This window comes from Nonomuraea deserti (genome assembly GCF_004348685.1).
Classification (GTDB): domain Bacteria; phylum Actinomycetota; class Actinomycetes; order Streptosporangiales; family Streptosporangiaceae; genus Nonomuraea; species Nonomuraea deserti.
The window spans coordinates 1-23,113 of the sequence record NZ_SMKO01000174.1 but is presented as its reverse complement, the minus strand read 5'-3'; the positions used below and the strand labels follow the sequence as shown (position 1 = coordinate 23,113).

Below are 23,113 nucleotides of genomic sequence, written 5' to 3'. Positions count from 1 at the left end.
GCCCGAGGCCGAGCTGGACCGCCGCCGCGCCTCCTGGCAGCGGCCGGAACGCGAGGTCGAACGCGGCGTGCTGACCAAGTACGTGGCCACCGTCCGCTCCGCCTCCGACGGCGCGGTCACCGCCTGAGCCCCGGCGAGAGCCTCGGAGGCCTCGGCATGAACGGCGGGCGGCTATGCTGCCCAGTGACGTCAGGCCGCCGGCCGCCCTTAGAGAAGGAGACTTGCGCGATGTACAAGGAGTTCGCTGTCGAGGCCGTGATGTGGCTCGTCCCGGTCGTGGTGCTGATCGGGCTGGCGCTCCTCGTCACCGCGTAGGCCTGAGGGGCCGGCCACGACGCGCCGGCCCCCGGCGATCGCCTAGCGGTAGTACCTGTAGTAGGTCGTGGTGAAGACGTGCTGGTTGAAGTCGCTCCTGCGGGCGAGATACCGGTCGTAGGCGCGGGAGAGGCTTCTTGACCGCACGGTGCACGAGGCCCAGCGGGCCTTACGGGCCCTGATGGTTCCGACGTTGTCGTAGCACGTGCCCACGTGCCTGCCGTTGATCTTGAGCCGGGCCTTGAGCCTGACGTTGACGACGGTCGTGCGCGAGATGTTCTTGATCCTGACCTTGATCCGGCAGGTGTGCCCGCACCGGCCGAACTGGATCTTGCTGCGGATGAGATGGGGCTTGGCGGTGACGGTGACCGCGGTCGCGCCGGCCGTGGACGACGTCGCCCCGGCGGGCACGGCCATGAGCGAGGTGGCCGCAGCGGCGACTAAGAACGTTCCAACCAGACTTCTGATCATGATTCCCCCAGTGGTGCAGCCGCTTTCCCCCTGTGGCAGCGACTTGCATCGAGTCGATTACACCAAGAATCCAGAAGCCCTAACATTTCACCCAGGCGATCTGATATGGAACGGTTATTCTTTTATGCCCGGCTTATTCCGAGGACGCTTACGGCACCGTGCCGCTGAGCAGGGAAAACAGGCAAACGGACATCGGCTGGCACCCAGCCGGCCCTCAGTCAGTGAACGGCGGCGGGTCGCCCGCTTCGTTGAGCTCGGCGATGGCCAGCTCGGCCGTGCTGCGGATGTCGAAGAACTTGTCGAGCGCGGTGATCGCGAACAGGTGCTTGCAGCGGCCGTTCAGCCCCGACAACAGCAGCCGGCCTCCTGAGGCGGTGACGGCCTTGTGCAGGTAGACCAGCACGGACAGGCCGGAGGAGTCGCAGACGCTGACCGCCTGCATGTCGATGACGAGCAGCGGAGGCTGGGTCAGGTCGAGAGCCTTGGTGACGCGGTCGCGAACCTCCGCGGCGGAGCCGAAGTCGAAATCCCCCGTCAACCGCGCGATGACACAGGGTCCCTGGAGTCCGAGGCTTATCGACAAGGCCTGCTCCGAAGTCACCCAGCTCCACCTACCTGCGTTGCTTGCCCGATCCGACCACTCTACGAGAAGTAGCGCTTCGGGTTGAACACCAGCATCTGCTCAATCTGGCCATCGGTCACACCCGAGTCGAGCAGTGCGGCCAACACGTCGTCGTGAATGTGATCGTAGCGCCAGTTGGGCGCGAGCGTGCCGCGGGCATCATCCCAAGCACCGCCGAAGTAGTCCATGAAACAGGCGGTGTCATGGCTGAGGACCATACGATCGGCGTATCCGCGCTGACAGAGCTCCGCGATGGTGGCCACCCGCTGCGCGGTCGAGTTATACGCATCCAGCCCGAATCGGTCCATTCCGAGCGTCGCGCCGGTGTCGGCCATGCGCATGAGGTAGTCGAGGTCGTTGCTGTCACCCGCGTGCCCGACGATCACCTTCTCCAGGTCGGCTCCCTCCTTGGCGAACAGGTCGAGCGCCAGGAGTCCGCTCTGGGTGAACGCGTTGGTGTGGACGGTGATCGGCGCGCCGGTGCGGGCGTGCGCCCGCGCGACGGCCCGGCAGATGCGCTCGACGCCGGGCGTCAGGCCCTTGGCCTCGACCACGCACTTCAGGAACGCCGCCTTGACCCCGGTGTCGGCGATGCCGTCGGTGAGGTCGCGGACGAAGTCGTCGATCATCGGGTCGGGCTGGTCGAGGAACAGGCCCGGGCCGCGGTGCTCGTACTGGTGCGGCAGCTCCTCGAAGGCGTAGAGGCCGGTGGCGACGATGATGTTCAGGCCTGGCACCTGCTCGGCGACCCGCTGGATGCGCGGGATGTAGCGGCCCAGCCCCCACACCGTCGGGTCGACGAGCGTCCGCACGCCCTTCGCCGCCACCGCGTTGAGCTTCTCGACCGCGTCGGCCACCCGGAACTCCTCGTCCCACCACGCGCCCCTGCCGTAGTTGTCCAGGTGTTCTGCGGCCACGACGAAGATGTGCTCGTGCATGAGGGTCTGCCCGAGATCGTCAACGTCCACGGGGCCACGCAGGGTGTCGACGGTGGGCATGCGGCGCCTCCATACCGGCGGATCTGGTGCGCGCCAACCTAAGCTGGCGACCGCCCATCGTCAACACCGGCTCGCAGGCCGTCACGGGGCCCGGCGGTCAGGACAGCCAGCCGCCGGAACAACGGCTCCGGCCGGGGCAGCCGCCCGCCACCCGCCGCGCTGTCCACGGCGGCGGCCACGCGCGCCGCCGCCGTGGGCAGGAACGGCTCCATCTGTACGGCCAGCGTCCGGCACGCGTGCACCAGCGTGGCCAGGGCCACCTCCTGACCGGCCCGCGACCGCGCCCACGGCCGGGTCCGCTCGACGTACTTGTTGGCCTCCTCGACGAGCGTCTGCACGGCCGTCGCGGCCCGCCGGAAGTCGAATGCCTCCAGCGCCTCGTGCACCGCCCCTGACACCTCGAACGGCCACTCCTCGGGATCGGCCGCGGGGACCCGGCCGTCCAGGAAGCGGTGCACCATGGTGACGACCCGGTTGACCAGGTTGCCCAGCCCGTTGGCGAGGTCCTCGTCGGCGCGGGCGACCAGCCGTTCCTCGGTGAAGTCGGCGTCTCCCACGCGCGGCACCTCGCGCAGCAGCCACCACCGCACGGCGTCGACCCCGTACGCGTCGACCAGCGCCATCGGGTCGGCGGCGCCACCGGACGACTTGCTGATCTTGCGGCCGCCCGCCGTGAGGTAGTCGTGCACGAAGATCCCGGTGGGCAGCGGCTTTCCCGCGGACAGCAGCATGGCGGGCCAGTAGACGGCGTGGAAGCGGATCACGCCCTTGCCCATGAGGTGCACCTTGCGCGGCTCGGCCACCCACCAGCGGTCGTAGTCGCCGCCTTCGAGCGCGGTGACGTAGTTGGCCAGCGCGTCCCACCACACGTAGACGACCTGGCCCGGATCGCCGGGAACCGGGATGCCCCATCCCCTGGCGCGGGCGGCGGACCGCGAGACGCTGATGTCGTCCAGCCCCGCCTCGATGAACGCCAGCACCTCGTTGCGCCGGGCCGCCGGCTCGATCCTGAGCCGCCCGCCGCGGACGAGGTCGAGCAGGGCGTCCTGATAGCGGGAGAGCCGGAAGAACCAGTTCTGCTCGGAGACGAGCTGCAGCGGCGCCTCGTGGCCCTCCGGGCAGGGCCCTGCCGGGTAGAACTGCTCGCAGCCCACGCAGTAGAGCCCCTCGTAGTGCCGCTGGTAGAGGTCGTGCCGGGTGGCCTCCCAGATCCGCTCGACGCCGGCGCGGTGCCCGGGATGGCTGCTCGTCCGGATGAACGCGTCGAAGGACAGGTCCAGCGGCCCCCGCAGCGCCTCGAACGCGGCCGCGTTCCTGTCCACCAGCTCCCGCACCGGCACGCCCTCCGCCTCGGCGGCCAGCACGTTCTTCAGGGAGTTGTCGTCGGTGCCCGTCTGGAACCGCACGGGCTCGCCGCGCCGCCGGTGGTGCCGGGCCAGCACGTCGGCCTGGACGAGCTCCAGGGCGTGCCCGAGATGGGGGCGGGCGTTGACGTAGGGGATGGTCGTCGTGATGTACATCGGATGCCTCCAAGGGGCCCCGGACACGACGAGAGGCCCCGCTCGCAGGGCCTCAACAAGACGTCGCCGATGAAAGCCCTAGGAACTCATCATCACCAGGCACGTCGTCATGCCCTCATGCTACACGGCGGGCTCAGGCGAATCCGGCCAGTTTGTACAGCACGAGCGATCCGGCCACCGCCACATTGAGGCTCGCCCCCGTGCCGATCATGGGGATCTCGACCACGGCGTCGAGCAGGTCGAGCGCCTCGCCGGGGATGCCGGTGGATTCGTGGCCCAGCACGATCACGGTCGGCTCCCTGGCCATCGGCAGGTCGGCCAGCCGGATGGCCTCCTCGGCCAGCTCGACGCCGAGCACCCGCTCCTCCCTGCGGGCCAGCCAGTCGAGCGGGCGCACCCAGTGCACGCAGGCCCCCTTGCGCAGGGTGTTGCCCTTGGCCAGCGCCTCGGGCACCCATGGCAGGCGGGGCACGGCCAGGCACGCGCCGACCGCGTCACATGTGCGCAGGAGGGTGCCGAGGTTGGCGTTGTGCATCGGCCAGAGCGGCGCGACGGTGAGGTGGCCGAGGCAGCGGGGCGGTCGCCGCCGCCGCTGGGATCGGAGATCTTTCCTGGTGCGCACCCGGATCCCGCTCATGCGCGCGGGAGGGTGGTCCTCTCGGTGGTTTGCATGTGTGGGGCGCTTTCAGCGGCACGCCCGAGCCATCGACGTCGCGATGGCGCCATCGTAGGCGACGATGAGCCTCGCGTCGTTCTCGCCGGCGACGTCCAGGATCGTCGACCGGACGGCCACGCTGTCCACGTCGCACCGAGGAAACGGATCAGCCCGAACCGGACACGGCCGCCGTCCCTTACCGTCCCCCGCGGGGTGGAGCGGCGACCGTGCGCCCGGTTAGGAGCAGGCCTCCATGATCTTGCTCTGGAAGCCGCTCGCCTTGCTGCTGAACTCGGAGATCGAGCTCAGGTCGCCGCCCTTCAGGGAGTCGAACCCGGCCGCGAGGTCATTCAGCGCGGCGGCGACCTGACCGTCGTACTTGCCTGCGAGTTCCTTGGTCTTGTCCGCCGCGGTCTGCGACGCGGTGCCGATGGCGTCGGTGTCGGCGGCGTTCTTCGTGACCGCGGTGCTCCACTCACTGGTGATCTTGCTGGCCTCGCCGGCCGCGCTGTTGCAATCCACGGCGTTGCCCAGAGCACCACAGGCGGTGGTGACGACGGCAAGAGTAAGCGTCGTGGCCGCGACGGCCAGACGACGGCGTGGGGGAGTCATTTCCGTGCCCTTCGTAGGTTTGCGTACGAAGGGAACATTATGGAGCACGACTTGACCGCCACTTGCACCCCACTAACACCACAGGCGTCAAACGGGCGTAAAGCCGTGCAGCAGGACTTGCACGATCTGCTCCGGCTCGGGTAGGGGAAGATCCAGGAGCCCCCGGTAGGCGACGAAACCGGCAAACATATCCGTAAGCATCCAAAGGTCAGCATTCGGCGGCAGTTCTCCACGTTCGATCGCGCGCTCGTACACGATCCACGAGCGCTCCATTCGGGTGCGCATCCCGGTACGGATGATCTCGGCGACCGCCGGATCCCGGCCGGCCTCGCCGAAGACCTGCCTGGCCATGCGCGACACGTCGGGGTGGTGCCAGAGAGCGAGGGTGTCGGAGACCACCACGCGCAGGTCGCCTTCGAACGAGCCGGTGTCGGGGATGGCGACGTGCGCGTTCATGATGCCGGCGAGGGCTTCGAGCAGCATGTCGCGCTTGGTGGCGTAGCGGCGGAACACGCTGGCCCGGCCCACGCCCGCCGCCGCCGCGACGTCGTCCATGGTGAAGTCGAGGCCGCGGGAGAGCACCAGCCCGGTCACGGCCTGCCTGATGCGGTGATCGACCGTGGGATCGGGCTTGCGTCCACGCGCAGACATAATGATACTCCTAGTATCTGATATCGACGGTCTCACAATCAGGGGTTGCTATGAGGGTAATCGTGGTCGGAGCGGGCGTCGCAGGGCTCGCCGTGGCGCGCGGCCTGCTCAACGCCGGTCACGAGGTCGAGATCTACGAGGAGGCCCCCGAACCGCGTACGGCCGGCGGCTCGGTCACGCTCTGGCCGGCCGCCACCGCCATCCTCCGCGAGCTCAAGGCCGATTACTCCGGGACCGGGCGGCGCCTGGAGACCATGGAGTCCTGGGCCGTCGACGGGCGCAGGCTGTTCACCGTCGACCTGACCGAGGCCGAACGCCGCTACGGCCACCCGAGCGTGCACGTGGCCCGCCGCGACCTGGTCGAGCTGCTCGCCGACGGCGTGCCGGTGACCTACGGGGTGGCTGCCGAGCACGTGGTGCCAGAGCGGGCCGAGGTGCGCCTGTCGGACGGCCGTACGGTCCGCGGCGACGTGCTCGTGGGGGCCGACGGGCGGCGCTCGGCGGTGCGCGAGGCCCTGTGGGGCGGCGACCGCGCGAAGCTGAGCGGCTGGGTGACCTGGCAGGGGTTCACCACCACGCCCACCACGCTCACCGAGCAGCGCAGGGCTGTGATGATCGCCGGCGGGCGGGGGTTGTGCGGGCTGATCCCGGCGGGCGGGGGCCGGCTGTTGTGGTGGTTCGACGTCAAGGCCGCGCCGGGCGGGCCCTTCTGGGACGGTGACCCAGGTGTGGCCGGGCGGCTGCGCGAGCGGTTCCGCGGGTGGGCGGACCCGGTGCCGGACATCCTGGAGACGATCACCGAGATCGACTTCTTCCCGCACCACAAGCAGCCGTTCTCCGCGGCCTGGGGCAAGGGGCCGACCACGCTGGCCGGCGACTCCGCCCACACCATGCCGCCCACCATGGCCCAGGGCGCCAACCAGGCGCTGGAGGACGCCTGGCTGCTGGCCGGCGCGATCGGCGGCCTGCGGTCCGGATCCGGCCGTGACGAACTGGCCGGCGCGTTGCGCGCGTACGAGCGGGCGAGGTCCAAGGTCGTACGCCTGCCCGCCAGGCTGGCCGCCACGGAGATCACCGACAGGCACCGCCCCTTCGCCGGGTTGTTTCCCGACCGGCTCGCGACCTGGCTGTATGTCAAGTGGTTGCGCAGAGTCAGCACATACCTCTTGACAGCCTCATGAGCGCGACCCGACGATGTCGCATATAGAGCAACTCGGTGCGTAATGCGCAACAAGAGGTGACGGTTGACGACGACGTCAAGCTTGATCGCGACCCTTCAGGGGAGCTCCTACACGGACCCTGAGGTGTTCGCGCACGAGCAGGCAAGGATCTTCGAGAGCCTCTGGTTCTGCGCCGTCAGGGCAGAGGATCTGCCCAAGCCGGGCGCGTTCAAGACGGTCCAGGTCGGCAGGGAGAACGTGATCGTGGTCCGCGGCCGGGACGACCGGCTGCGCGCCTTCCTCAACGTCTGCAGGCACCGCGGCGCCCGGCTGTGCGTGGAGGAGCAGGGCGAGGTACGCAGGACGATCAGGTGCGCCTACCACGCCTGGTCCTACGACCTCGACGGCCGGCTCGCCGCCGCGCCCAACCTGGTGAAGATGCCCGACATCGACCGCGTGGCGTACGGGCTGGTGCCCGTGCACCTGCGGGAATGGCTGGGGTACGCGTGGGTGTGCCTGGCCGCCGAGCCGCCCTCGTTCGAGGAGACGGTGCGGAACGCGGCCACCGAACGGCTCGGCGACCCGGCCGCCATCGACCGCTACCACGTCGACGATCTCGCGCTCGGCCGCAGGATCCGCTACGACGTCAAGGCCAACTGGAAGCTCATCGTCGAGAACTTCATGGAGTGCTACCACTGCGCCACCATCCATCCCGAGCTGACGGCCGTGCTGCCGGAGTTCGCCGGCGGCTACGCGGCGCAGTACTACGTGGGCCACGGCGCGGAGTTCGCCGCCAGGGCCGAGGGCTTCACCGTGGACGGCGGCCCCGGCTTCGCCCGGCTGCCCGAGTTGTCACAGGAACAGGACCGGCGGTACTACGCGATCACCGTCAGGCCGCAGGTGTTCGTCAACCTGGTGCCCGACCACGTGATCATGCACCGGATGTACCCGATGGCCGCCGACAGGACCGTCGTCGAGTGCGACTGGCTCTACCATCCCGACGTGATCGCCTCCGGGGCGGACCTGTCGACGTCCGTCGAGTTGTTCCACCGGGTCAACGAGCAGGACTTCGACGCCTGCGAGCGGACCCAGCCCGGCATGTCGTCAAGGGCGTACGTGGAGGGCGGGGTGCTCGTGCCCAGCGAGCACCACATCGCCCTCTTCCATCAGTGGGTGAACCAGCGCTTGCGGGGGTAGCGCACGGTGATCCCGCCGTACTTCGCCCGGCCGCTGATCACCACGTAGAGGGCGCCGGGACGCGGCCGGCTCGGGACGTCGCCCGTCGACGCGTTGCCCCAGTCACTCTGGAAGGCGTCCACGTTCACCACCGCGCCCTCGGGCAGGATGATCTTGGCGGAGCCGTACGTGAGGTCGAACTCGACGTCGACCACCGGGTGCGTGATGACGGCCTGGGAGAGGTCGAGTTCGGCGCTGCCGTATTTCGAGGAGACGCGCAGGCGCCGGGGGACGGCCCAGTCGCCCGAGCGCTTGAGATGGCCGCTCTTCGACTCCAGCTCGACCACGTCGTCGACACGGGGCTGCTCGACGGGGAGATCGTCGATCAGGTTGAGCAAATCGCCGTAGGTCTTCGCGCTCAAGGCGATCTCGAGCCGGTCTTCGAGCTCCATCTGGGTGAGACGACCCTCGGTGAACGCACGTTGAAGCTGCTGGGTGGTGCGTTCCCGATCTTCGTCGGAGACCCGCATCTGCATTTCCGACATGTCTTGAGCATAAGTTCGCGACGCTCAGAACGGGAGACGTCGGCCGGAAGGGGTGCGCAAATCGAGGGGCGGTGACGGGCGCGCAGGCCGGGGGCGGTGGCTGACCTGTATTCTCTTCACATCTATTGGGTACCCAGCGGATCGCCGTGAAGTCGCGATCCTTGGGTAGCGTGAGGGCTGATGTTGGCAGAACCATTTTCGCATCCGGCTCTCCTCTACCGAGGCGAGCTGGAATACGTCGCTGCCACGACCGCCTTCATCCGCGAGGGCCTGGCGGCCGGCGAGCCCGTCGCCGTCGCCGTTCCCGCCCGCAACCTGGCCCTCATCGAGGCCGCGCTGGGGCCGGAGGCCAAGGCGGTCCGCCTGCTCGACATGGGCGAGGCCGGGCGCAACCCCGGCCGCATCATCCCGGCCGTGCTGCGCGACTTCGCCGACCGGCATGCCGACGACCACGTGCGCATCATCGGCGAACCCATCTGGCCCGGCCGCAGCACGACGGAATATCCCGCGTGCGCCCAGCACGAGGCGCTGATCAACCTGTCGTTCGCGGGCCGGCACGTCACGATCCTGTGCCCCTACGACGTCGCAGCCCTGGCCCCGGAGGTGATCGAGGAGGCGGCCCGCACCCATCCCGTGCTGCGTGACGCCTCCGGCGAAAGGCGCAGCCCCGCCTACGCGCCCGAGCTGGTGATCGACGCGCACAACCGGCCGCTGGACGAGCCCCCGGAGTGCGTCTCGCTGCGGTTCGACAGCGGCAACCTGTCGGCGGCGCGGGCGCTGGCCGCGCGCGAGGCCGCCGCCCTGGGCTTCGACGGCGACCGGCTCGACGACGTGCGGCTCGCCGTGGCCGAGCTGGGCGCCAACAGCCTCGACCACGGCGGCGGCTCCGGCACGATCAAGGTGTGGGCCGCGGACGGGCGGCTGGTGTGCGAGGTCAGCGACGCCGGCCACATCACCGACCCGCTGGCCGGGCGCAGCCCGGTCGACCCGCGCCAGGCGGGCTCGCGCGGGCTGCTCATCGTCAACCTGCTCAGCGACCTCGTACGCGTGCACTCGACTCCGGAGGGCACCACGATCCGGGCCTATTTCGTCGCCCCCCGGCAGCGCTGAGCGGCGGCGTCAGAGCTCGACCTCCGACATGCTGGGATAGCGCGTGCCGCGCACCGCGTCGGCGGGCACGGCCGCGGCCAGCGCGCCGAGCTGCTCGGGCGTCAGCGTGATGTCCGCGGCGGCGGCGTTCTCCTCCAGGTAGCGCAGCCGCTTCGTGCCCGGGATCGGCACCACGTCATCGCCCTGGGCGAGCACCCAGGCCAGCGCGAGCTGCGCCGCGGTGACGCCGGCCGCGTCGGCGATCTTCTTCACCTCGGCCGTCAGCGCCTGGTTGTGCTGGGCGTTGTCGCCCACGTTGCGCGGCATGTGCTTGCGGAAGTCGTCGTCGGGCAGCTCGTCGGCCGGGGGCAGCGTGCCGGCCAGGAAGCCGCGGCTGATCGGGGAGTAGGCCACGAGCGCGACGCCCAGCTCCCTGGCCGCCGGCAGGATCTCCTCCTCGATGCCCCTGGTGAACAGGGAGTACTCGCTCTGCAGAGCGGCGATCTGATGCACGGCGCATGCCTCGCGCAACGTCCGCGCGCTCACTTCCGACAGGCCGAGATGGCCTACCTTGCCCTGCTCGACCAGCTCCGCCATGGCGCCCACCGACTCCTCGACCGGGACGGCCGGGTTGCGGCGGTGCATGTAGTAGAGGTCGATGCGGTCGACGCCGAGCCGCTTGAGCGAGGCGTCGCAGGCGGACCTGATGTACGCCGGGCTGTTCTCGACCGAGCGGCTGTCCCCTTCGCGCTTGATGCCGAACTTGGTGGCCAGCACCACCTCGTCGCGGCGGCCCTTGATGGCCCGGCCCACGAGCTCCTCGTTGGCGCCCTTGCCGTACATATCGGCTGTGTCCAGGAAATTCATGCCGAGGTCGAGCGCGCGATGGATGACGGCGATCGACTCGCTCTCGTCGCCCCTGCCGTAGAATTCGGACATCCCCATGCAGCCGAGCCCCAGCGCGGAGACCTCGGGGCCGCCGGTTCCGAGCGTGCGTCTCTTCATCCCTGCCTCCTTGATCCTCTGTCCCTCCAGGGTCGCCCCTGGAGCGCGCTCCAGGTCAAATCGGGGTGCGGCCGGCTCCACCCACCCTGAGGGGGCGAGCCCTACCCAGGGTCACGTCCGGGCAGGTCACCGGGGTCGTCCAGGGTCTGCCGCGACCAAGGCATCAGGGGATCCTTCAGGGCCGGTTCGGGCGCATCTCCGATAGGCGCAAAGCCTGCGTTCCACGAGCTTGGAGGCATGAGGGGATTGCTTGCCACGGGATTCGCAGCCATCGGCACCGGAAGCGGCGCCATGCTCACCCTGCATGCGGGATCCGACCTGGACCCGCTGCACAGCGTGATCAGCGAGTACGCGTGGCAGTCCGCGGGATGGCTGCTGCCCGCCTCGCTGACGTTGTTCGCGGCCGGCTCCGCGCTGATCGCCGAGGCACTGCGCCGGTCCGGGACGAACCGCTGGGTCGTCGCGCTGCTGCTGGTGTGGGGAGCGAGCATGTTCCTGATCGGCGCCTTCCCCACGGACCGGCCGGGAGTGCCGCTCTCCCTGTCGGGAGGCATCCACCGTTATGCCGCCTTCGCTGCCTTCCTGGTGATGCCCGCGGCGGGATTGCTGCTGGCCCGGGGGAACGTGCGGTTCGCCAGGGCGGTGCGAATCCTCAGCGGGGTGGCGCTGGGTGCGCTGCTGCTGGTCGTGATCCCGTACGTCGTCCGCATGTTCGGCATCCCGCTGACCAACGAGGACATCCCGGCCGGCCTCACCCAGCGGGTCGTGGTCGTCACGGAGCTGGGTGTGCTGGCGCTGGCCGGCCTGTCGATGCTCAAGCCCTCGGCCCGGCGCTCCGGCGTCTCGCCGATCATGGCGTAGCCCCAGGAGTGAAAGCCGCCTCCCGGGAAAGGGGAGGGTCCCGCATTCACCCTGAGGAGTGGCTGGAATGACGATTCTGATCGCGTACGACGGTTCCGACGACGCCAAGGCCGCGATCGCGTTCGCGGCCGAGATGTTCCGCGGCGCGGACGCGGTTGTGCTGACGGTGTGGGAGCGGCTGGCGATGACCTCGGCCAGGGCCTCCGCCGGGCTCATGATGGCCATGGACCAGTCCGCCCTCGAGGACGAGGCGATCGCCAAGGCGATGCGCGAGCTGGCGGGGCGCGGTGCGGAGATGGCGAAGGAGGGCGGGCTGAACGCCGTCCCCCGGTGCGACGTGGACAGCGTGGCCGTATGGTCGACGATCGTGGACGTCGCCGACGAGATCGACGCCAAGCTCATCGTGACCGGCACGCGCGGGCTCGGCGGGGTGCGTTCGCTGCTGCTCGGCAGCACGTCGGACCGGGTGCTGCACCACGCGGGCAGGCCGGTGCTGGTGGTGCCCGCCCCGGAGCAGAAGGACTGACACCAGCCGGCTCGGGACGAAGGGCTGAACCCCGACGCCGCGCATGAGGCGACGTCGGCCGGAAGGACTCTGAGGCGCGTCGGCAGCCATTTGCGCGGCCTCTTTCCTGTGCCATTACTCAATCCCCTTTACCTGACGTGCCCAAATAGCATTCCGCACCAGATATCTCACCATCCGCCACCGAAGACAGCCCCCCACAACGGGGGGATGGAGCACTCCTGGTCGCTTATCTGTCAAGGGCAGAGTTAGCTCTTCTCGTACATAACGTACTTATAACGGCGATCGACTCTCATTGATCAGCATGACCCCATGGCATATATTTCTCTCGAATCCACTGCCAGTCAGGTAAGCAGTGCACACGAAGGGGAACCATGAAGATCAGCTCCGCTTTCGTAGGTATCTCTACTGCCGCAATCGCCTCCGTCGCTTTCCTCTCCACCCCGGCCGCCGCCGCGACGATCGGTCAGGCCACTGTCACCTCGGCAGGGCCGGCCAATCCGTCCGCCTGGGTTCACGTCGAAAGTTTCTGGTATGGACCCGGCACGGGCACGACCAGCGATCAGGCGCATCTTGACTGCGAGATCGCCGCCATCCCGTGGGCCGGCCAAGGGATCGCGACGCAATGCATTGACATGGGCAGCTCCTGGGATCTCCTCCGCCAAATATAGGATGTAATGATGGGCCATTTCGAGTAATAGGACGCTAATACCGCGATAGCCCATATTCTTATCAAGTGCCAGGAGTGTGGCACTACCTAGATATTTGTCTATGCTTGCTACCCGTGACGGGACAGAGGCTTGAGACGCCGGTGGGGGCCGGCGGCGCCGACGTCCCGTCACGGAAGAGCCGGCTGCCGGGCCACCGCGTGCGGGTGGGCGCCGTCGCGCTCGCCGCCGGAGTGGCCTACGCCGTTCTCGGCCTGGTCAAGCTCGCCACCTTCAGAGCCACCACGTTCGACCTGGTGATCGTGGACCAGGCGGTGCGCAACTACGCGGGCCTGCGGCCTCCGTACATCCCGGTGCGCGGCATGTTCGGCGACCGGGGCATGGACTACGTCCAGCTCGCCGACCACTTCTCGCCCCTCTACGCGGTGCTGGCGCCGTTCTACTGGATCCACGACGCCCCCGGGACGCTGATCGTCGCGCAGGCGGCGCTGTTCGCCGCCGCCATCCCGTTCGTCTGGCTGTTCACCCGGCGCGTCCTCGGCACCTGGCCCGCCTACCTGGTCTGCGTGGCGTACGCGCTGTCGTGGCCGGTGGCGCAGGCGGTCGCGTTCGACGTGCACGAGGCCATGTTCGTCCCCGTGCTCACCGCGATCATGATCGAGCGTTACCACGCGGGACGCATGCTGCCCGCGTTCCTGGCGATGACCGCCCTCCTCCTCGTCAAGGAGGACATGGGGCTGATGGTGATCGGTGCCGGGGCCTGCCTGATCGCCCTCGGCGACCGGTGGCGCGGCGTGCTCAGCGCGCTGCTCGGCCTCGGCGCCGTGCTGCTCGTACGCGGGCTGACGATCTCGGTCTTCGGCGGCGACGCCAAGGACTACTGGGCCTACGGGCACCTCGGGGACGACCTGCCCGGCGCCGTCCTGGGCATCCTGCGTGACCCCCTCGCCGCTGTGCTGCTCGCCTTCAGCGAGGAGGCCAAGGTCGACACCCTGCTCCTGATGGTGTGGCCGACGTTGCTGCTGTGCCTGCTCTCCCCGCTGTCGCTGGCCGCGCTGCCGCACGTGCTCGTCCGCATGCTGGCCGACCGGCCCCAGTGGTGGCAGGCGGACTTCCACTACAGCGCGTTCACCGTCGTGATCCTGCTCTGCGCGGGCGTCGACGGCCTGTCGAGGCTGTTACGGCTGATCAGACGCCCAGGCGACCGCTCGCTCAAGCTGGCCTGGGCGGCGGGCGCCTGCGTGGTCGCGCTCACCCTGGTGCCCCGGTTCGCCCTCGACCAGCTCTACCATCCGGGCTTCTACACCGAGCCCAAGGCGGCTGCCGCGGCCGAGGCCGTCGCCAAGGTGCCCTCGGGGGTCATCGTCGAGGCGGCCAACTCCGTCGGGCCCGCGCTGACCTCCAGGACCACCGTCCTGCTGTGGAGCGCCACGTCGCACGGCGCGCCGTGGGTGGTGGCCGACACCTCGCGCTGGGAGTTCCCCTTCGGCTCGCCCGAGCAGCAACTCGCCGCGGTCGGCGAGCTGGAGGCCCGGGGTTATGTGCGGGTGTTCGAGCGCGACGGCTACGTGGTGCTGCGGCGCGACTGACCGCGCCGCTCGCGGGGGCGGCGCATGGACCTCGCCTGCGCGTACGCCTGGTCGAAGCCCTGGATCACGGCCGGCCACGAGCCCGCGGCGGGCGGCGTGGCGCGGTTGTGCGCCGCGATGGACTCGCGCAGCCCCGGGTCGGAGCACAACCGCGCCACCGCCCGTGCCAGGTCGCCCGGCGTGCGCCCGAGCAGGCCCTCCGTGCCGTCCTTGACGAAGTCGGCGACCCCGCTCTGTGCCCTGGCCACCACGGGCAGTCCTGCCGACCGCGCTTCGAGCGCCGCGATGCCGAACGACTCGCGCGGCGCCGGAGCCACGAAGACGTCGGCCGACTCCAGGACCTTGGCGATCTGCTCCCGGGTGTGCCGCCCCGGCAGCGAGACCCAGCCGGTCATGCCGTGTTTGGCGAGGAACCGTCCCATCTGGCCTCGTGCGGGCCCGTCGCCGACGATCGTGGCCCGCATGGGGATCTCGGCGGGGACACGCGCGCGGGCCGCCTGCAGCAGCTTCAGCAGGCGTACGGGATGCTTGCGCGGAGCCAGCCGGCCGACCGCGACGATGTGCACTTCGGGGTGCGCGTCAGGGTGCGCGTCGGGGTGCGTCCCGCCGCGCCGGGCGGGCGGGCCGGGCGGCGGCGCCCAGCCCGACAGGTCGAGCCCGTTGGGGACCACCCGCACCGGCACCCCGGGCCCCGCCACCTCGCGGATGGGGACCGCGGCGGCGTTGCTGACCGTGGTCGCGACCAGCCGCCACCGCTGCCAGCCGAACGCGAGCCGCAGCAGCCGGTAGAGCCCTCGCGTGACCGGATCCCACATGCTGTGCACGGTCACCACGCACGGCACCCCGGCACGCACCGCGGCCCGCGCGCCCATCCAGGCGAACGGCGAGACCGCCCCCGCGTGCACGTGGACCACGTCGGGCCGATCCACGGCGAGCCGGCGCGTGAGATGCCCCACTCCGAACGGGTGCACGGGAAGGTCGAACGGCATCCTGGCGACGATCCTGTGCACGCCGGGCAGCGGCTCGCCCCTGGTCGCCGTGGCCACGGACACGTCGTGGCCGGCCTTCCGCTGCATCCGCACGAGATCGGCGACCTGGACCTCGATCCCCCCGAGTCGCGGCAGGTAACAGTCGCTCACGTGAAAGATCCGCACCCCTCCCAGACTAATCTGGGCGTGTGCCTCCACGTACCGCTGTGTTCTTTCATGCCCACCCCGATGACGAGGCCCTGCTGACGGCGGGCACCATGGCGATGCTCGCGGCCGAGGGGCACCGCGTGGTGCTCGTGGTGGCCACGGCGGGCGAGCGCGGCCTGGCCGAGATGGAGCCGGGAGAGGCGCTCGGCGAGACCAGGCTCAAGGAGCTCTACACGTCGGCCGCGCTGCTCGGCTGCGCCCGCGTGGAATGCCTGGGCTACGGCGACTCGGGGCTGAGCCCACAGGGCGGCAGCGCCGACGAGCGACCCGACAACGCCTTCATCGACGCCGACACCGAGGAGGCAGCCAAGGCGCTGGCCGCGATCCTGCAGGAGGAGGAGGCCGAGCTGCTGGCGATCTATGACCCGGCGGGCGGCTACGGCCACCCCGACCACGTGCAGGTGCACCGGGTGGGCAAGCGGGCCTCGAAGATCGCGGGCACGCCGATCGTCCTGGAGGCGACGGTCAACCGCGATCCGCTCGTCAGGCTGCTGCGGCTGGCGAGCCGGTTCTACCGGTTCCCGCCGGAGTTCGACGTGCGGACGTTCGAGAGCGCGTACTCGGCGAGCGAGACGATCACCCACCGCGTCAACGTCCGGAAATATACGAAACAGAAGCGGGCGTCCATGGCCGCGCACGCCTCCCAGGCCAGCGGCGGCGACAGCGACCGCACCCTCGCCGTCATGCTGAAGGTCCCCCGCCCTCTCTACCGCCTGGTCTTCGGCACGGAGTGGTACGTTCGCCGTGACCTTCCTCCCGGCGCCCGCCTCACTCATCCGTTCGACCGGTGGCCGAACTAGTTCCCCCGAACGACGAGCGCCCCCCGCGTCACCCGTCAGACTGGATCCCGATGAAGAACAAGTGGCTCCAGATCGCCCTGTCCGTCCTGTCGCTCGGGCTGGCCGTGCTGCTCGTGGTCTACCTGCCTCAGATCGTGCGCGCGCTCACCGGCAAACCCGTCTCCTGGGCCGAGATCGGCGCCGTGTTCGGCGCGCTCGGCGCGGGTGAGATCGCGATCATGGCCGTGCTGTGGCTGCTGAGCCTGGTGGCCTACACGTTCGTGCTGACCAACTCCCTGCCGGGGCTGAACAACCTGCAGGGCCTCACGCTCAACGCGGCGGGCAGCGCGGTGAGCAACCTCCTGCCGTTCGGCGGGGCGGTCGGCGTGGCGGTGTCGTTCGCCATGACGAAGGGATGGGGCTTCGCCAACCGCTCTTTCGTGGTCATGACGCTGGTCAGCGGCATCTGGAACACGTTGTTCAGGTTCATCCTGCCGGCCATCGGGATCATCGCGCTGCTGATGGCGGACGAGGTGCCCAACGCGACCGTCGCCAAGGCGGGCTGGACGGGCGCGATCTCCATCCTGGTGCTCTGCGCGGTCGTGGCCGCGGCACTCTACTGGGAGCGCGCCGCCACGCTGCTCGGCCGGGCGCTCGACGGCCTCACCAGACTGCTGCGGGTGAAGTTCCACGCCTCCGCGGCCTTCCACCGGCTGCGCGCCGACACCGCCGGGGTCGTCAGAACCCGGTGGCCCGGCCTGTCACTCGGCATGATCTTCTTCCTCGGCTTCCAGTGGGCGATCATGGCCGCCTGCATGCAGGCCACCGGCGCCTGGCCCGGCCTGGCCGAGTCGATCGCCGTTTTCGCGCTGTCAAGGGTCCTGACCAGCGCCCTGATCACGCCCAGCGGCGCGGGGATCATGGAGAGTGGCGTGGCCGCTCTGCTGATCGCGTTCGGGGTGCCGGGCACTCCCGCGATCGCGACCGCACTGCTTTTCGGCTTCTGGACTTACACTATCGAGATCCCGTTCGGCGGCCTGGCACTGGGCGCATGGGCGCTCCTGCGCAGGCGCAACGGCCGAGACGCCGACGCGGAGCCCCCGTCCACGATCTCGAAGGCCCCCTCTTGACCACCGCTCCGGCCCGCTGGGCCGACGATGTTCCGCGACCCGGATCGAGCCGTCCGCCGCGCCCTGCCGCCGACGGCACGCGCTCCCGGTCACTGCACCACGACCATGAGGTGAACACCATGTCCTGGCACCCTGCAACGACTCACCGCACCGGGGGACGCGGTTTCCATGCGGAGGTAGATCGGTGACAATCCCAAAGCCAACAAAGACCTTGTGCGTGATTCGCAGGCCCGCATAGCGTGGCGGCTGACATGGTGGCGTTCCGAGTTCTGGGGCCAGTCGAGGCGTACGAACACGACGACGAACTCGACCTCGGCGGGTTGCGGCAGCGGGCCGTCCTCGCCCGGCTCCTCGTGGCCAGAGGCCAGGTCGTGCCCGTTGACACGCTTCTTTACGACTTGTGGGACGACGATGCGGCCAAGGGCGCGCAGTCGGGCCTGCAGGTCTACATCTCGCGCCTGCGCAGGGTGCTGGAGCCAGGCCGCCCGCGCGGCGGCCCCAACCGGCTGCTGGTGACGGTCGCGTCCGGCTACGCGCTGCGCGTGGCCTCCGACCAGGTCGACGCGCTCAGGTTCGAGCAGCTCGTCCGCGCGGCCGGCGAGCACCTCGACGAGGGCGATCCGCAGGCCGCCCGCGGCCGCCTGGAGAAGGCGCTGGGCCTGTGGCGCGGCACCCCCTACTCCGACTTCGCCGACCAGCCGTGGGCGGAGGCCGAGGTCAACCGGCTGACCGAGCTGCGCCTCGTGGCGCGCGAGCGGCACGCCGACACCGGCCTGCGGCTCGGCATGCACGCCGAGACCGTGCCCGACCTCGAGGCGCTGACCACCGAGCATCCGCTGCGCGAGGAGGGCTGGCGGCTGCTGGCGCTCGGCCTCTACCGCTGCGGCCGGCAGGGCGACGCGCTGGCCGCGCTGCGCAGGGCGCGCAACATCCTGGCCGACGAGCTGGGCATCGACCCCGGGCCGGCGCTGCGCAAGCTGGAGTCCGACATCCTGGCCCAGTCGCCCGAGCTGGAGCTGGCCGCTCCGCCGCGGCCCGCGCGGCCGACGCCGGTCAGCGACACCTGGCCGCCCCGGCCGGCCACGCCCGTCGACCCGCCGCCGCTGGAGCCCGAGCCGTTCGTCGGCCGCGACGCCGAGCTGACCAGGCTGACCACGGCGGCCTCCCGCACCGGCAGGTTCCAGGTCGCGATCGTGACCGGGGTCGCAGGCGCGGGCAAGACCACCCTGCTGCGCCAGGTGGAGACCCGGCTGGCCGGCGACGGCTGGATCGCCGCGTCCGGGGCCTGCCCCGACTCCAGCGCCACCCCGCCCGGCTGGGCGTGGGTCGAGATCCTGCGCGCCCTCATCGGCGTGACGGGCGCGGGCGAATACGCCCAGCTGCTCGCGCCGCTGCTCGACGACGCCGCCCCCGACCCCGACGAGGACGAGGTGTCCGGCGGCTTCCGGCTGCACCGCGCCGTCGGCGGCTACCTGGCGGGGGTCGCGCGCAGGTCGCCCGTGCTGCTGACGCTCGAAGACCTCCACTGGGCCGACGACCAGACGCTGGCCCTGCTGCGGGCGTTGCCCAGCCTGCTGGCCACCAGCCGGGTGCTGCTCGTGGTCACGTGCAGGGAGAGCGAGCTCGACGACCGCCAGTCCGACGTGCTGGCCGCCCTGGCCCGGCTCGGTCCCGTCCGCGTGGGCCTGTCGGGGCTCGACCCGAAGGCGGTGGCCGAGCTGGTCAAGGCCACCTGCGTACGCGAGATCGACGACGACGCGGTCGAGTCGATCGTCGAGCGCACCGGCGGCAACCCGTTCTTCGTCCGCGAGACCGTGCGCCTGCTCGACTCCGAGGGCGCGGCCGACCGGGCGAGCGCGACCGAGGTGCTCTCCCAGGTGCCCTCCGGCGTGCGCGACGTGCTGCGGCGGCGCATCTCGCGGCTGCCGTCCGGCGCGCAGCAGATCCTGCTGCAGGCCGCCGTGATCGGCCGCGACGTCGATCTCGACGTGCTCATCGCCGTGGCGGGCGACGAGGACGCCGTCATCGAAGCCGTCGAGGCGGCGCTGCTGGCGGGCCTGGTGACCGAGCCGGGGCCCGGGCTGCTCAGGTTCGACCACGACCTGGTGCGCGACACGTTCTACTCCGACGCGTCCAGGCTGCGCCGCACCCGGCTGCACGCGGCCGTGGCGGCGGTCATCGAGGAGCGCACCCCGTCCGACGTGGCCGCGCTCGCCCACCACTACTTCCTCGCCGACGCGGCCGAGAAGGCCGTCCACTACGCGGGGCTGGCGGCCGAGCAGGCCGAGCGGCGCTTCGCCCACCGCGAGGCGGCCACGCTGTGGGAGCAGGCCATCGCCGCGTTCGACCGTTCGCGCAACGACGAGCCGGGCGGCGCGCAGGCGCCGGAGCGCACCAAGAAGCGGCTGGCGCTCATGCTGCGCCAGATCAGGGCGCTGGCGCTGTGCGGCGACATGTCGGCGGCCAGGGTGCTGCGCCGCCAGGCCATGGACACCGCGCTGCCGCTGGGCGACCTCGAGATCACCGCGAAGGTGGCCGCCTCGCTGGCCGTGCCGCACAAGGGCATGGCCCGCGACTTCACCCGCACCGCATGGGAGATCGTCGACGTCACCGAGCGGGCGCTCATGGAGCTGCCCGAGGGCGAGCAGCGGCTGCGGGCCAGCCTGCTGACCACGCTCGCCCTGGAGCTGGAGGGCTCCTCCTCCCCCGAACGAGGCCGGCAGGCGTCGCTGGAGGCGCTGGAGCTGGCCAGGCAGAGCGGCGACCCCGCGCTGATCGCGGCCGCGCTCAGCGGCCGGTTGCGCCAGTCCTACGACATCCCCGCGGTCGACACGCGCGAGAGCATCGGCAGGGAGCTGCTGGAGGTCGCCCAGCGCTCCGGCCAGATGGCCACGCAGGCGCTGGCCCATCTGGTGCTGCTGGAGTGCGCGGCGGCCAGGGGCGAGTTCGCGACCGCCGACGAGCACGCCGCCGCCGCCGACCGCCTGGCCAAGCAGTACGACCTGTCGGCGCCGGCCGCGGTCGTCGTCTGGTACGCCGGCCAGCGGCTCATGATCGCCGGCGACTACGCCGGCGCCGGGCGCGCCTACCGCGACGCGGCCAGGATGACGGAGCGGGCCGGCATGCTGGAGGGCCGCCAGGACCTCCCGCTGATCACGACCTTCTGCCTGCACCTCGTCGACGGCCGGGCCGCCGGGATGGTCGACCAGCTCTCCGAGGCGCACCTGCGGGGCGCCAAGTGGACGCTCGACGCCTACGCCCTCGCCCTGGCCTCGGCGGGCCGCCTCGACGAGGCCAGGACCGTGGCCGCCACCCGGCCGCCGGTGCGTCCCGACTTCCTCTACGAGCTGGTGATGACCTGGCGGGCGCTGGCCGGCATGCTGCTGGACGACCGGGAGCGGATGGTCGACTGCTACGACAAGCTCAAACCGTTCGCCGACCGGGTGGCGGGCGCCGGCACCGGCGTGGTGGCCCTGTGGCCTGTCGCGCTGACGCTCGGCGACCTCGCCATCCGCCTGGGGCAGCCCGACGCCGCGCGCGACCACTACCACAAGGCCCTCGAGGTGGCCGGGCGGGTCGGCGTGCCGCGCTGGGTGGAGGCGGCGCGGCAGGCGGTCAACAGCTGACCTGGAAACGCTCGCTCCTGACGGTCTCGACGCCCTCGACGGCCAGCTCGACGCGGTACCACCCGGGGTTGCCCGAGACGTGGGGCCGCCACTCGACGGTGCTCTCCGCGGCGGCGAAGCCGTCGTGGTCCACCAGGTAGGTGCGCCAGGTCCGGCTGGCGTCGCTCCAGCGGGTGAGCCGCCAGCCGTACGTCACGGCCTGGTCGGGGTCGGGGTTGACGACCACGCTGCGGGCCACGTACGAGTCGGCGCAGCCGGCGCCGCCGTCCGGCACGCCGCCGACGGAGACCTCCCCCGCCCTGGCGGCGGGGGCCGTCTGCCTGATCGGAGTGGAGAGGGGCGTCTCGCGGGCCGACAGGGTGATGGTCGTCACGGGCTCGGTCGCCGAGTTGGCGTTGTGGTAGGCGGAGACGCCGACGTAGGCGCTGGTGAACGCGAGCGCGGCCACGAAGAGCTTGACCGTGTTCGCGGTGCCGCTGGCCAGGGCGGCTGCGCTTCTCCTCGTCATCGTCAACACCCCTTTCGCCTCCCCCATAGAGTGAGGCAGGGCGGTTGAGTCCCGCTTGTCGGCTGGTTGCACCCATTGCGGGAGACTTGCAGCCGGTATGGCAGGCAAGTGGGGCTTTGAATTAAGGTAAGGCTGACCTAAGGATTTGGGAGGGGTGGCTGCGGATGGTGCGTACGATCGCCCCCGTCTCCGACGGCTTCGCCGAGCCGTTCTGGCTCGGCCTCCCCTACTGGCTCGTCGGCGCCATCCTGATCCTCGCCCTGTTCGGAGCGTTCCAGGTCTACTACTGGGTCGGCCGCAAGCTCGGCGAGAGGCTCTACGAGTCCCGCGTCGGCGTCAAGCTGGGCCGCGAGCGCATCGCGAAGATCGAGCAGGTCGTCGAGAAGTGGGGCGCGCTGGCCGTCTACGGGTGTTTCTGGGTGCCCATGCTGCGCCACACGCTGCCATGGGTGGCCGGAGCGCTGCGCGTGTCCTACCCCTGGTACGTCGTCGCCAGCGCGCTGGGCTGCCTGACCTGGGCGCCTCTGTGGTGGTTCGGCGGCACGGCGATCGTGTGGGGGTGGCTGCAACTGGCCGCCGCCTCGCCCCTCACCGCGGCCGCCGTGGCCGTGGTGGCCGTCGCCGCCGTGGCCGCGCTCGTGGTCCGCCGCCGCAGACGGCGCCGCGCCGCCGAGAAGGAGATCGCCCCGGTCTCATAGGACCTCGAAATCCCGTCTTCACGCCGCCCTGACCCCCGCGATGGTCATCGACGTGCTGGGTGCGGGACGTCTCGTCAAGCGGCCAGGTCAGCGCAGGCCGATCAGCGGCGGAGGAACACCGTGGCGGCGGCTGCACCCGAGGTGAACACCCGCTCGGACGAGGCCGTAGGCTGAAAGGGCCCAATTCAGCGCATGGTGATCCGCTGATCGAGGCCGACGTGAGGCGCGCATGAACACAGTGACGACCACACTCGTCAGGCGGCCGAGGCTGGGTACGCTGCCTGTCCAGGTGACCAGTTTCGTGGGGCGCCGGCGGGAGGCGGCCGAGATCAAGCGGCTGTTGGGCACGGCCCCCGTGGTGACCCTCACCGGCGTCGGCGGCGTCGGCAAGACCCGGCTGGCTCTCAAGGTCGCCGCCGAGGTCGAGCGGGCTTTCAGCGACGGCGTGTGGCTGATCGAGCTCGCCGCGCTGGAAGTTCCGGAAATGCTCGCCCCCACCGTGCTCAGCACTCTGAACGTGCAGAACCACTCCTCCATGCCCTCCACGGAGGTGCTCGTCAACCATCTGCGTGACCGGAGGATACTGCTCGTCCTGGACAACTGCGAGCACCTCCTGGACGAGTGCGCCGTGCTGGCCGCGACGCTGGTGAGCTCCGCGCCCGAGCTGCGGATCCTGGCCACCAGCAGGGAGGCGCTGGGGATCGCCGGCGAGCGCG

General features: G+C 70.6%; 24 protein-coding genes. 13 read left to right on the top strand and 11 right to left on the bottom strand.

Annotated features, from left to right (window positions below; translation table 11 throughout):
* Positions 1-183: 183 nt before the first annotated feature.
* Complete coding sequence (locus E1292_RS55230; protein ID WP_281284130.1) at positions 184-315, top strand: hypothetical protein; 132 nt, start codon at positions 184-186, stop codon at positions 313-315.
* Positions 316-357: 42 nt separating this feature from the next.
* Here E1292_RS55230 and E1292_RS39540 read toward each other — a convergent pair whose 3' ends face one another.
* From E1292_RS39540 to E1292_RS39510, 7 genes are all read right to left on the bottom strand, one after another.
* Positions 358-786 (bottom strand): hypothetical protein, encoded by a 429-nt coding sequence (locus tag E1292_RS39540; protein ID WP_132603665.1) that lies wholly within the window; start codon positions 784-786, stop codon positions 358-360.
* A 214-nt stretch (positions 787-1,000) separates the two neighbouring features.
* Entirely contained in the window at positions 1,001-1,387 is a 387-nt protein-coding gene (locus tag E1292_RS39535) for an STAS domain-containing protein (RefSeq protein WP_132603662.1), read from the bottom strand.
* A 41-nt stretch (positions 1,388-1,428) separates the two neighbouring features.
* Complete coding sequence (locus E1292_RS39530) at positions 1,429-2,406, bottom strand: phosphotriesterase family protein (protein ID WP_132603659.1); 978 nt, start codon at positions 2,404-2,406, stop codon at positions 1,429-1,431.
* A 38-nt stretch (positions 2,407-2,444) separates the two neighbouring features.
* Positions 2,445-3,926, bottom strand: a complete 1,482-nt coding sequence (gene metG, locus E1292_RS39525; protein WP_132603656.1) for a methionine--tRNA ligase — start codon at positions 3,924-3,926, stop codon at positions 2,445-2,447.
* Positions 3,927-4,059: 133 nt separating this feature from the next.
* Positions 4,060-4,563: a TrmH family RNA methyltransferase gene (locus E1292_RS39520; RefSeq protein WP_132603653.1), complete on the bottom strand. Its 504-nt coding sequence runs from the start codon at positions 4,561-4,563 to the stop codon at positions 4,060-4,062.
* A 255-nt stretch (positions 4,564-4,818) separates the two neighbouring features.
* Positions 4,819-5,193, bottom strand: coding sequence for a DUF8711 family protein (locus E1292_RS39515; RefSeq protein WP_132603650.1), 375 nt, complete (start codon positions 5,191-5,193; stop codon positions 4,819-4,821).
* A gap of 87 nt (positions 5,194-5,280) precedes the next feature.
* The gene (locus E1292_RS39510) at positions 5,281-5,787 is read right to left on the bottom strand and encodes a TetR-like C-terminal domain-containing protein (RefSeq protein ID WP_165974984.1); all 507 of its coding nucleotides are present in this window, start codon (positions 5,785-5,787) and stop codon (positions 5,281-5,283) included.
* Positions 5,788-5,894: 107 nt separating this feature from the next.
* Here E1292_RS39510 and E1292_RS39505 point away from each other — a divergent pair, with 107 nt between their 5' ends.
* Both E1292_RS39505 and E1292_RS39500 read left to right on the top strand, forming a co-directional pair.
* Entirely contained in the window at positions 5,895-7,025 is a 1,131-nt protein-coding gene (locus tag E1292_RS39505) for an FAD-dependent oxidoreductase (RefSeq protein ID WP_132603644.1), read from the top strand.
* 81 nt (positions 7,026-7,106) lie between these two features.
* Entirely contained in the window at positions 7,107-8,201 is a 1,095-nt protein-coding gene (locus E1292_RS39500) for an aromatic ring-hydroxylating oxygenase subunit alpha (protein ID WP_342775754.1), read from the top strand.
* On the opposite strand, the gene E1292_RS39495 is transcribed toward E1292_RS39500, so the two are convergent.
* The gene (locus E1292_RS39495) at positions 8,171-8,725 is read right to left on the bottom strand and encodes a DUF1707 SHOCT-like domain-containing protein (protein WP_246090642.1); all 555 of its coding nucleotides are present in this window, start codon (positions 8,723-8,725) and stop codon (positions 8,171-8,173) included. The two genes, E1292_RS39500 and E1292_RS39495, sit on opposite strands and share 31 nt — an antisense overlap.
* A gap of 180 nt (positions 8,726-8,905) precedes the next feature.
* Between E1292_RS39495 and E1292_RS39490 the strand changes: the two genes are divergently transcribed.
* On the top strand, positions 8,906-9,835 hold the full coding sequence (locus E1292_RS39490) for an anti-sigma factor RsbA family regulatory protein (RefSeq protein WP_132603638.1): 930 nt from the start codon (positions 8,906-8,908) through the stop codon (positions 9,833-9,835).
* A gap of 9 nt (positions 9,836-9,844) precedes the next feature.
* On the opposite strand, the gene E1292_RS39485 is transcribed toward E1292_RS39490, so the two are convergent.
* Entirely contained in the window at positions 9,845-10,819 is a 975-nt protein-coding gene (locus E1292_RS39485; protein ID WP_132603635.1) for an aldo/keto reductase, read from the bottom strand.
* A gap of 237 nt (positions 10,820-11,056) precedes the next feature.
* Between E1292_RS39485 and E1292_RS39480 the strand changes: the two genes are divergently transcribed.
* The 4 genes from E1292_RS39480 to E1292_RS39465 all read left to right on the top strand — a co-directional run bounded on the left by E1292_RS39480 (position 11,057) and on the right by E1292_RS39465 (position 14,460).
* Positions 11,057-11,680 carry a DUF998 domain-containing protein gene (locus E1292_RS39480; RefSeq protein ID WP_132603632.1) on the top strand — a complete coding sequence of 208 codons (624 nt, stop codon included), beginning with the start codon at positions 11,057-11,059 and terminating at the stop codon, positions 11,678-11,680.
* 67 nt (positions 11,681-11,747) lie between these two features.
* A complete protein-coding gene (locus E1292_RS39475; RefSeq protein WP_132603628.1) occupies positions 11,748-12,206 on the top strand; it encodes a universal stress protein in 459 nt (152 codons plus the stop codon).
* Between the two features lie 371 nt (positions 12,207-12,577).
* Entirely contained in the window at positions 12,578-12,874 is a 297-nt protein-coding gene (locus E1292_RS39470) for a hypothetical protein (RefSeq protein WP_132603625.1), read from the top strand.
* 113 nt (positions 12,875-12,987) lie between these two features.
* A complete protein-coding gene (locus E1292_RS39465) occupies positions 12,988-14,460 on the top strand; it encodes a DUF2079 domain-containing protein (protein ID WP_246090641.1) in 1,473 nt (490 codons plus the stop codon).
* Here E1292_RS39465 and E1292_RS39460 read toward each other — a convergent pair.
* Positions 14,436-15,614, bottom strand: a complete 1,179-nt coding sequence (locus E1292_RS39460; protein ID WP_165974983.1) for a glycosyltransferase family 4 protein — start codon at positions 15,612-15,614, stop codon at positions 14,436-14,438. The two genes, E1292_RS39465 and E1292_RS39460, sit on opposite strands and share 25 nt — an antisense overlap.
* Positions 15,615-15,637: 23 nt before the next feature.
* On the opposite strand from E1292_RS39460, the gene E1292_RS39455 reads away from it, so the two are divergent.
* The 3 genes from E1292_RS39455 (at position 15,638) to E1292_RS39445 (ending at position 21,191) form a co-directional block, all read left to right on the top strand.
* Complete coding sequence (locus E1292_RS39455) at positions 15,638-16,456, top strand: PIG-L deacetylase family protein (RefSeq protein WP_246090640.1); 819 nt, start codon at positions 15,638-15,640, stop codon at positions 16,454-16,456.
* A gap of 50 nt (positions 16,457-16,506) precedes the next feature.
* A complete protein-coding gene (locus E1292_RS39450) occupies positions 16,507-17,565 on the top strand; it encodes a lysylphosphatidylglycerol synthase domain-containing protein (RefSeq protein WP_132603622.1) in 1,059 nt (352 codons plus the stop codon).
* A gap of 251 nt (positions 17,566-17,816) precedes the next feature.
* Positions 17,817-21,191 carry an ATP-binding protein gene (locus E1292_RS39445; protein WP_132603619.1) on the top strand — a complete coding sequence of 1,125 codons (3,375 nt, stop codon included), beginning with the start codon at positions 17,817-17,819 and terminating at the stop codon, positions 21,189-21,191.
* Here E1292_RS39445 and E1292_RS39440 read toward each other — a convergent pair.
* Positions 21,181-21,699, bottom strand: coding sequence for a hypothetical protein (locus E1292_RS39440; protein ID WP_132603616.1), 519 nt, complete (start codon positions 21,697-21,699; stop codon positions 21,181-21,183). The two genes, E1292_RS39445 and E1292_RS39440, sit on opposite strands and share 11 nt — an antisense overlap.
* 164 nt (positions 21,700-21,863) lie before the next feature.
* On the opposite strand from E1292_RS39440, the gene E1292_RS39435 reads away from it, so the two are divergent.
* Both E1292_RS39435 and E1292_RS39430 read left to right on the top strand, forming a co-directional pair.
* Positions 21,864-22,397, top strand: a complete 534-nt coding sequence (locus tag E1292_RS39435; protein WP_132603613.1) for a DedA family protein — start codon at positions 21,864-21,866, stop codon at positions 22,395-22,397.
* A gap of 289 nt (positions 22,398-22,686) precedes the next feature.
* The coding region (locus E1292_RS39430) for an ATP-binding protein (protein ID WP_246090639.1) at positions 22,687-23,113 on the top strand (427 nt) is incomplete at its 3' end.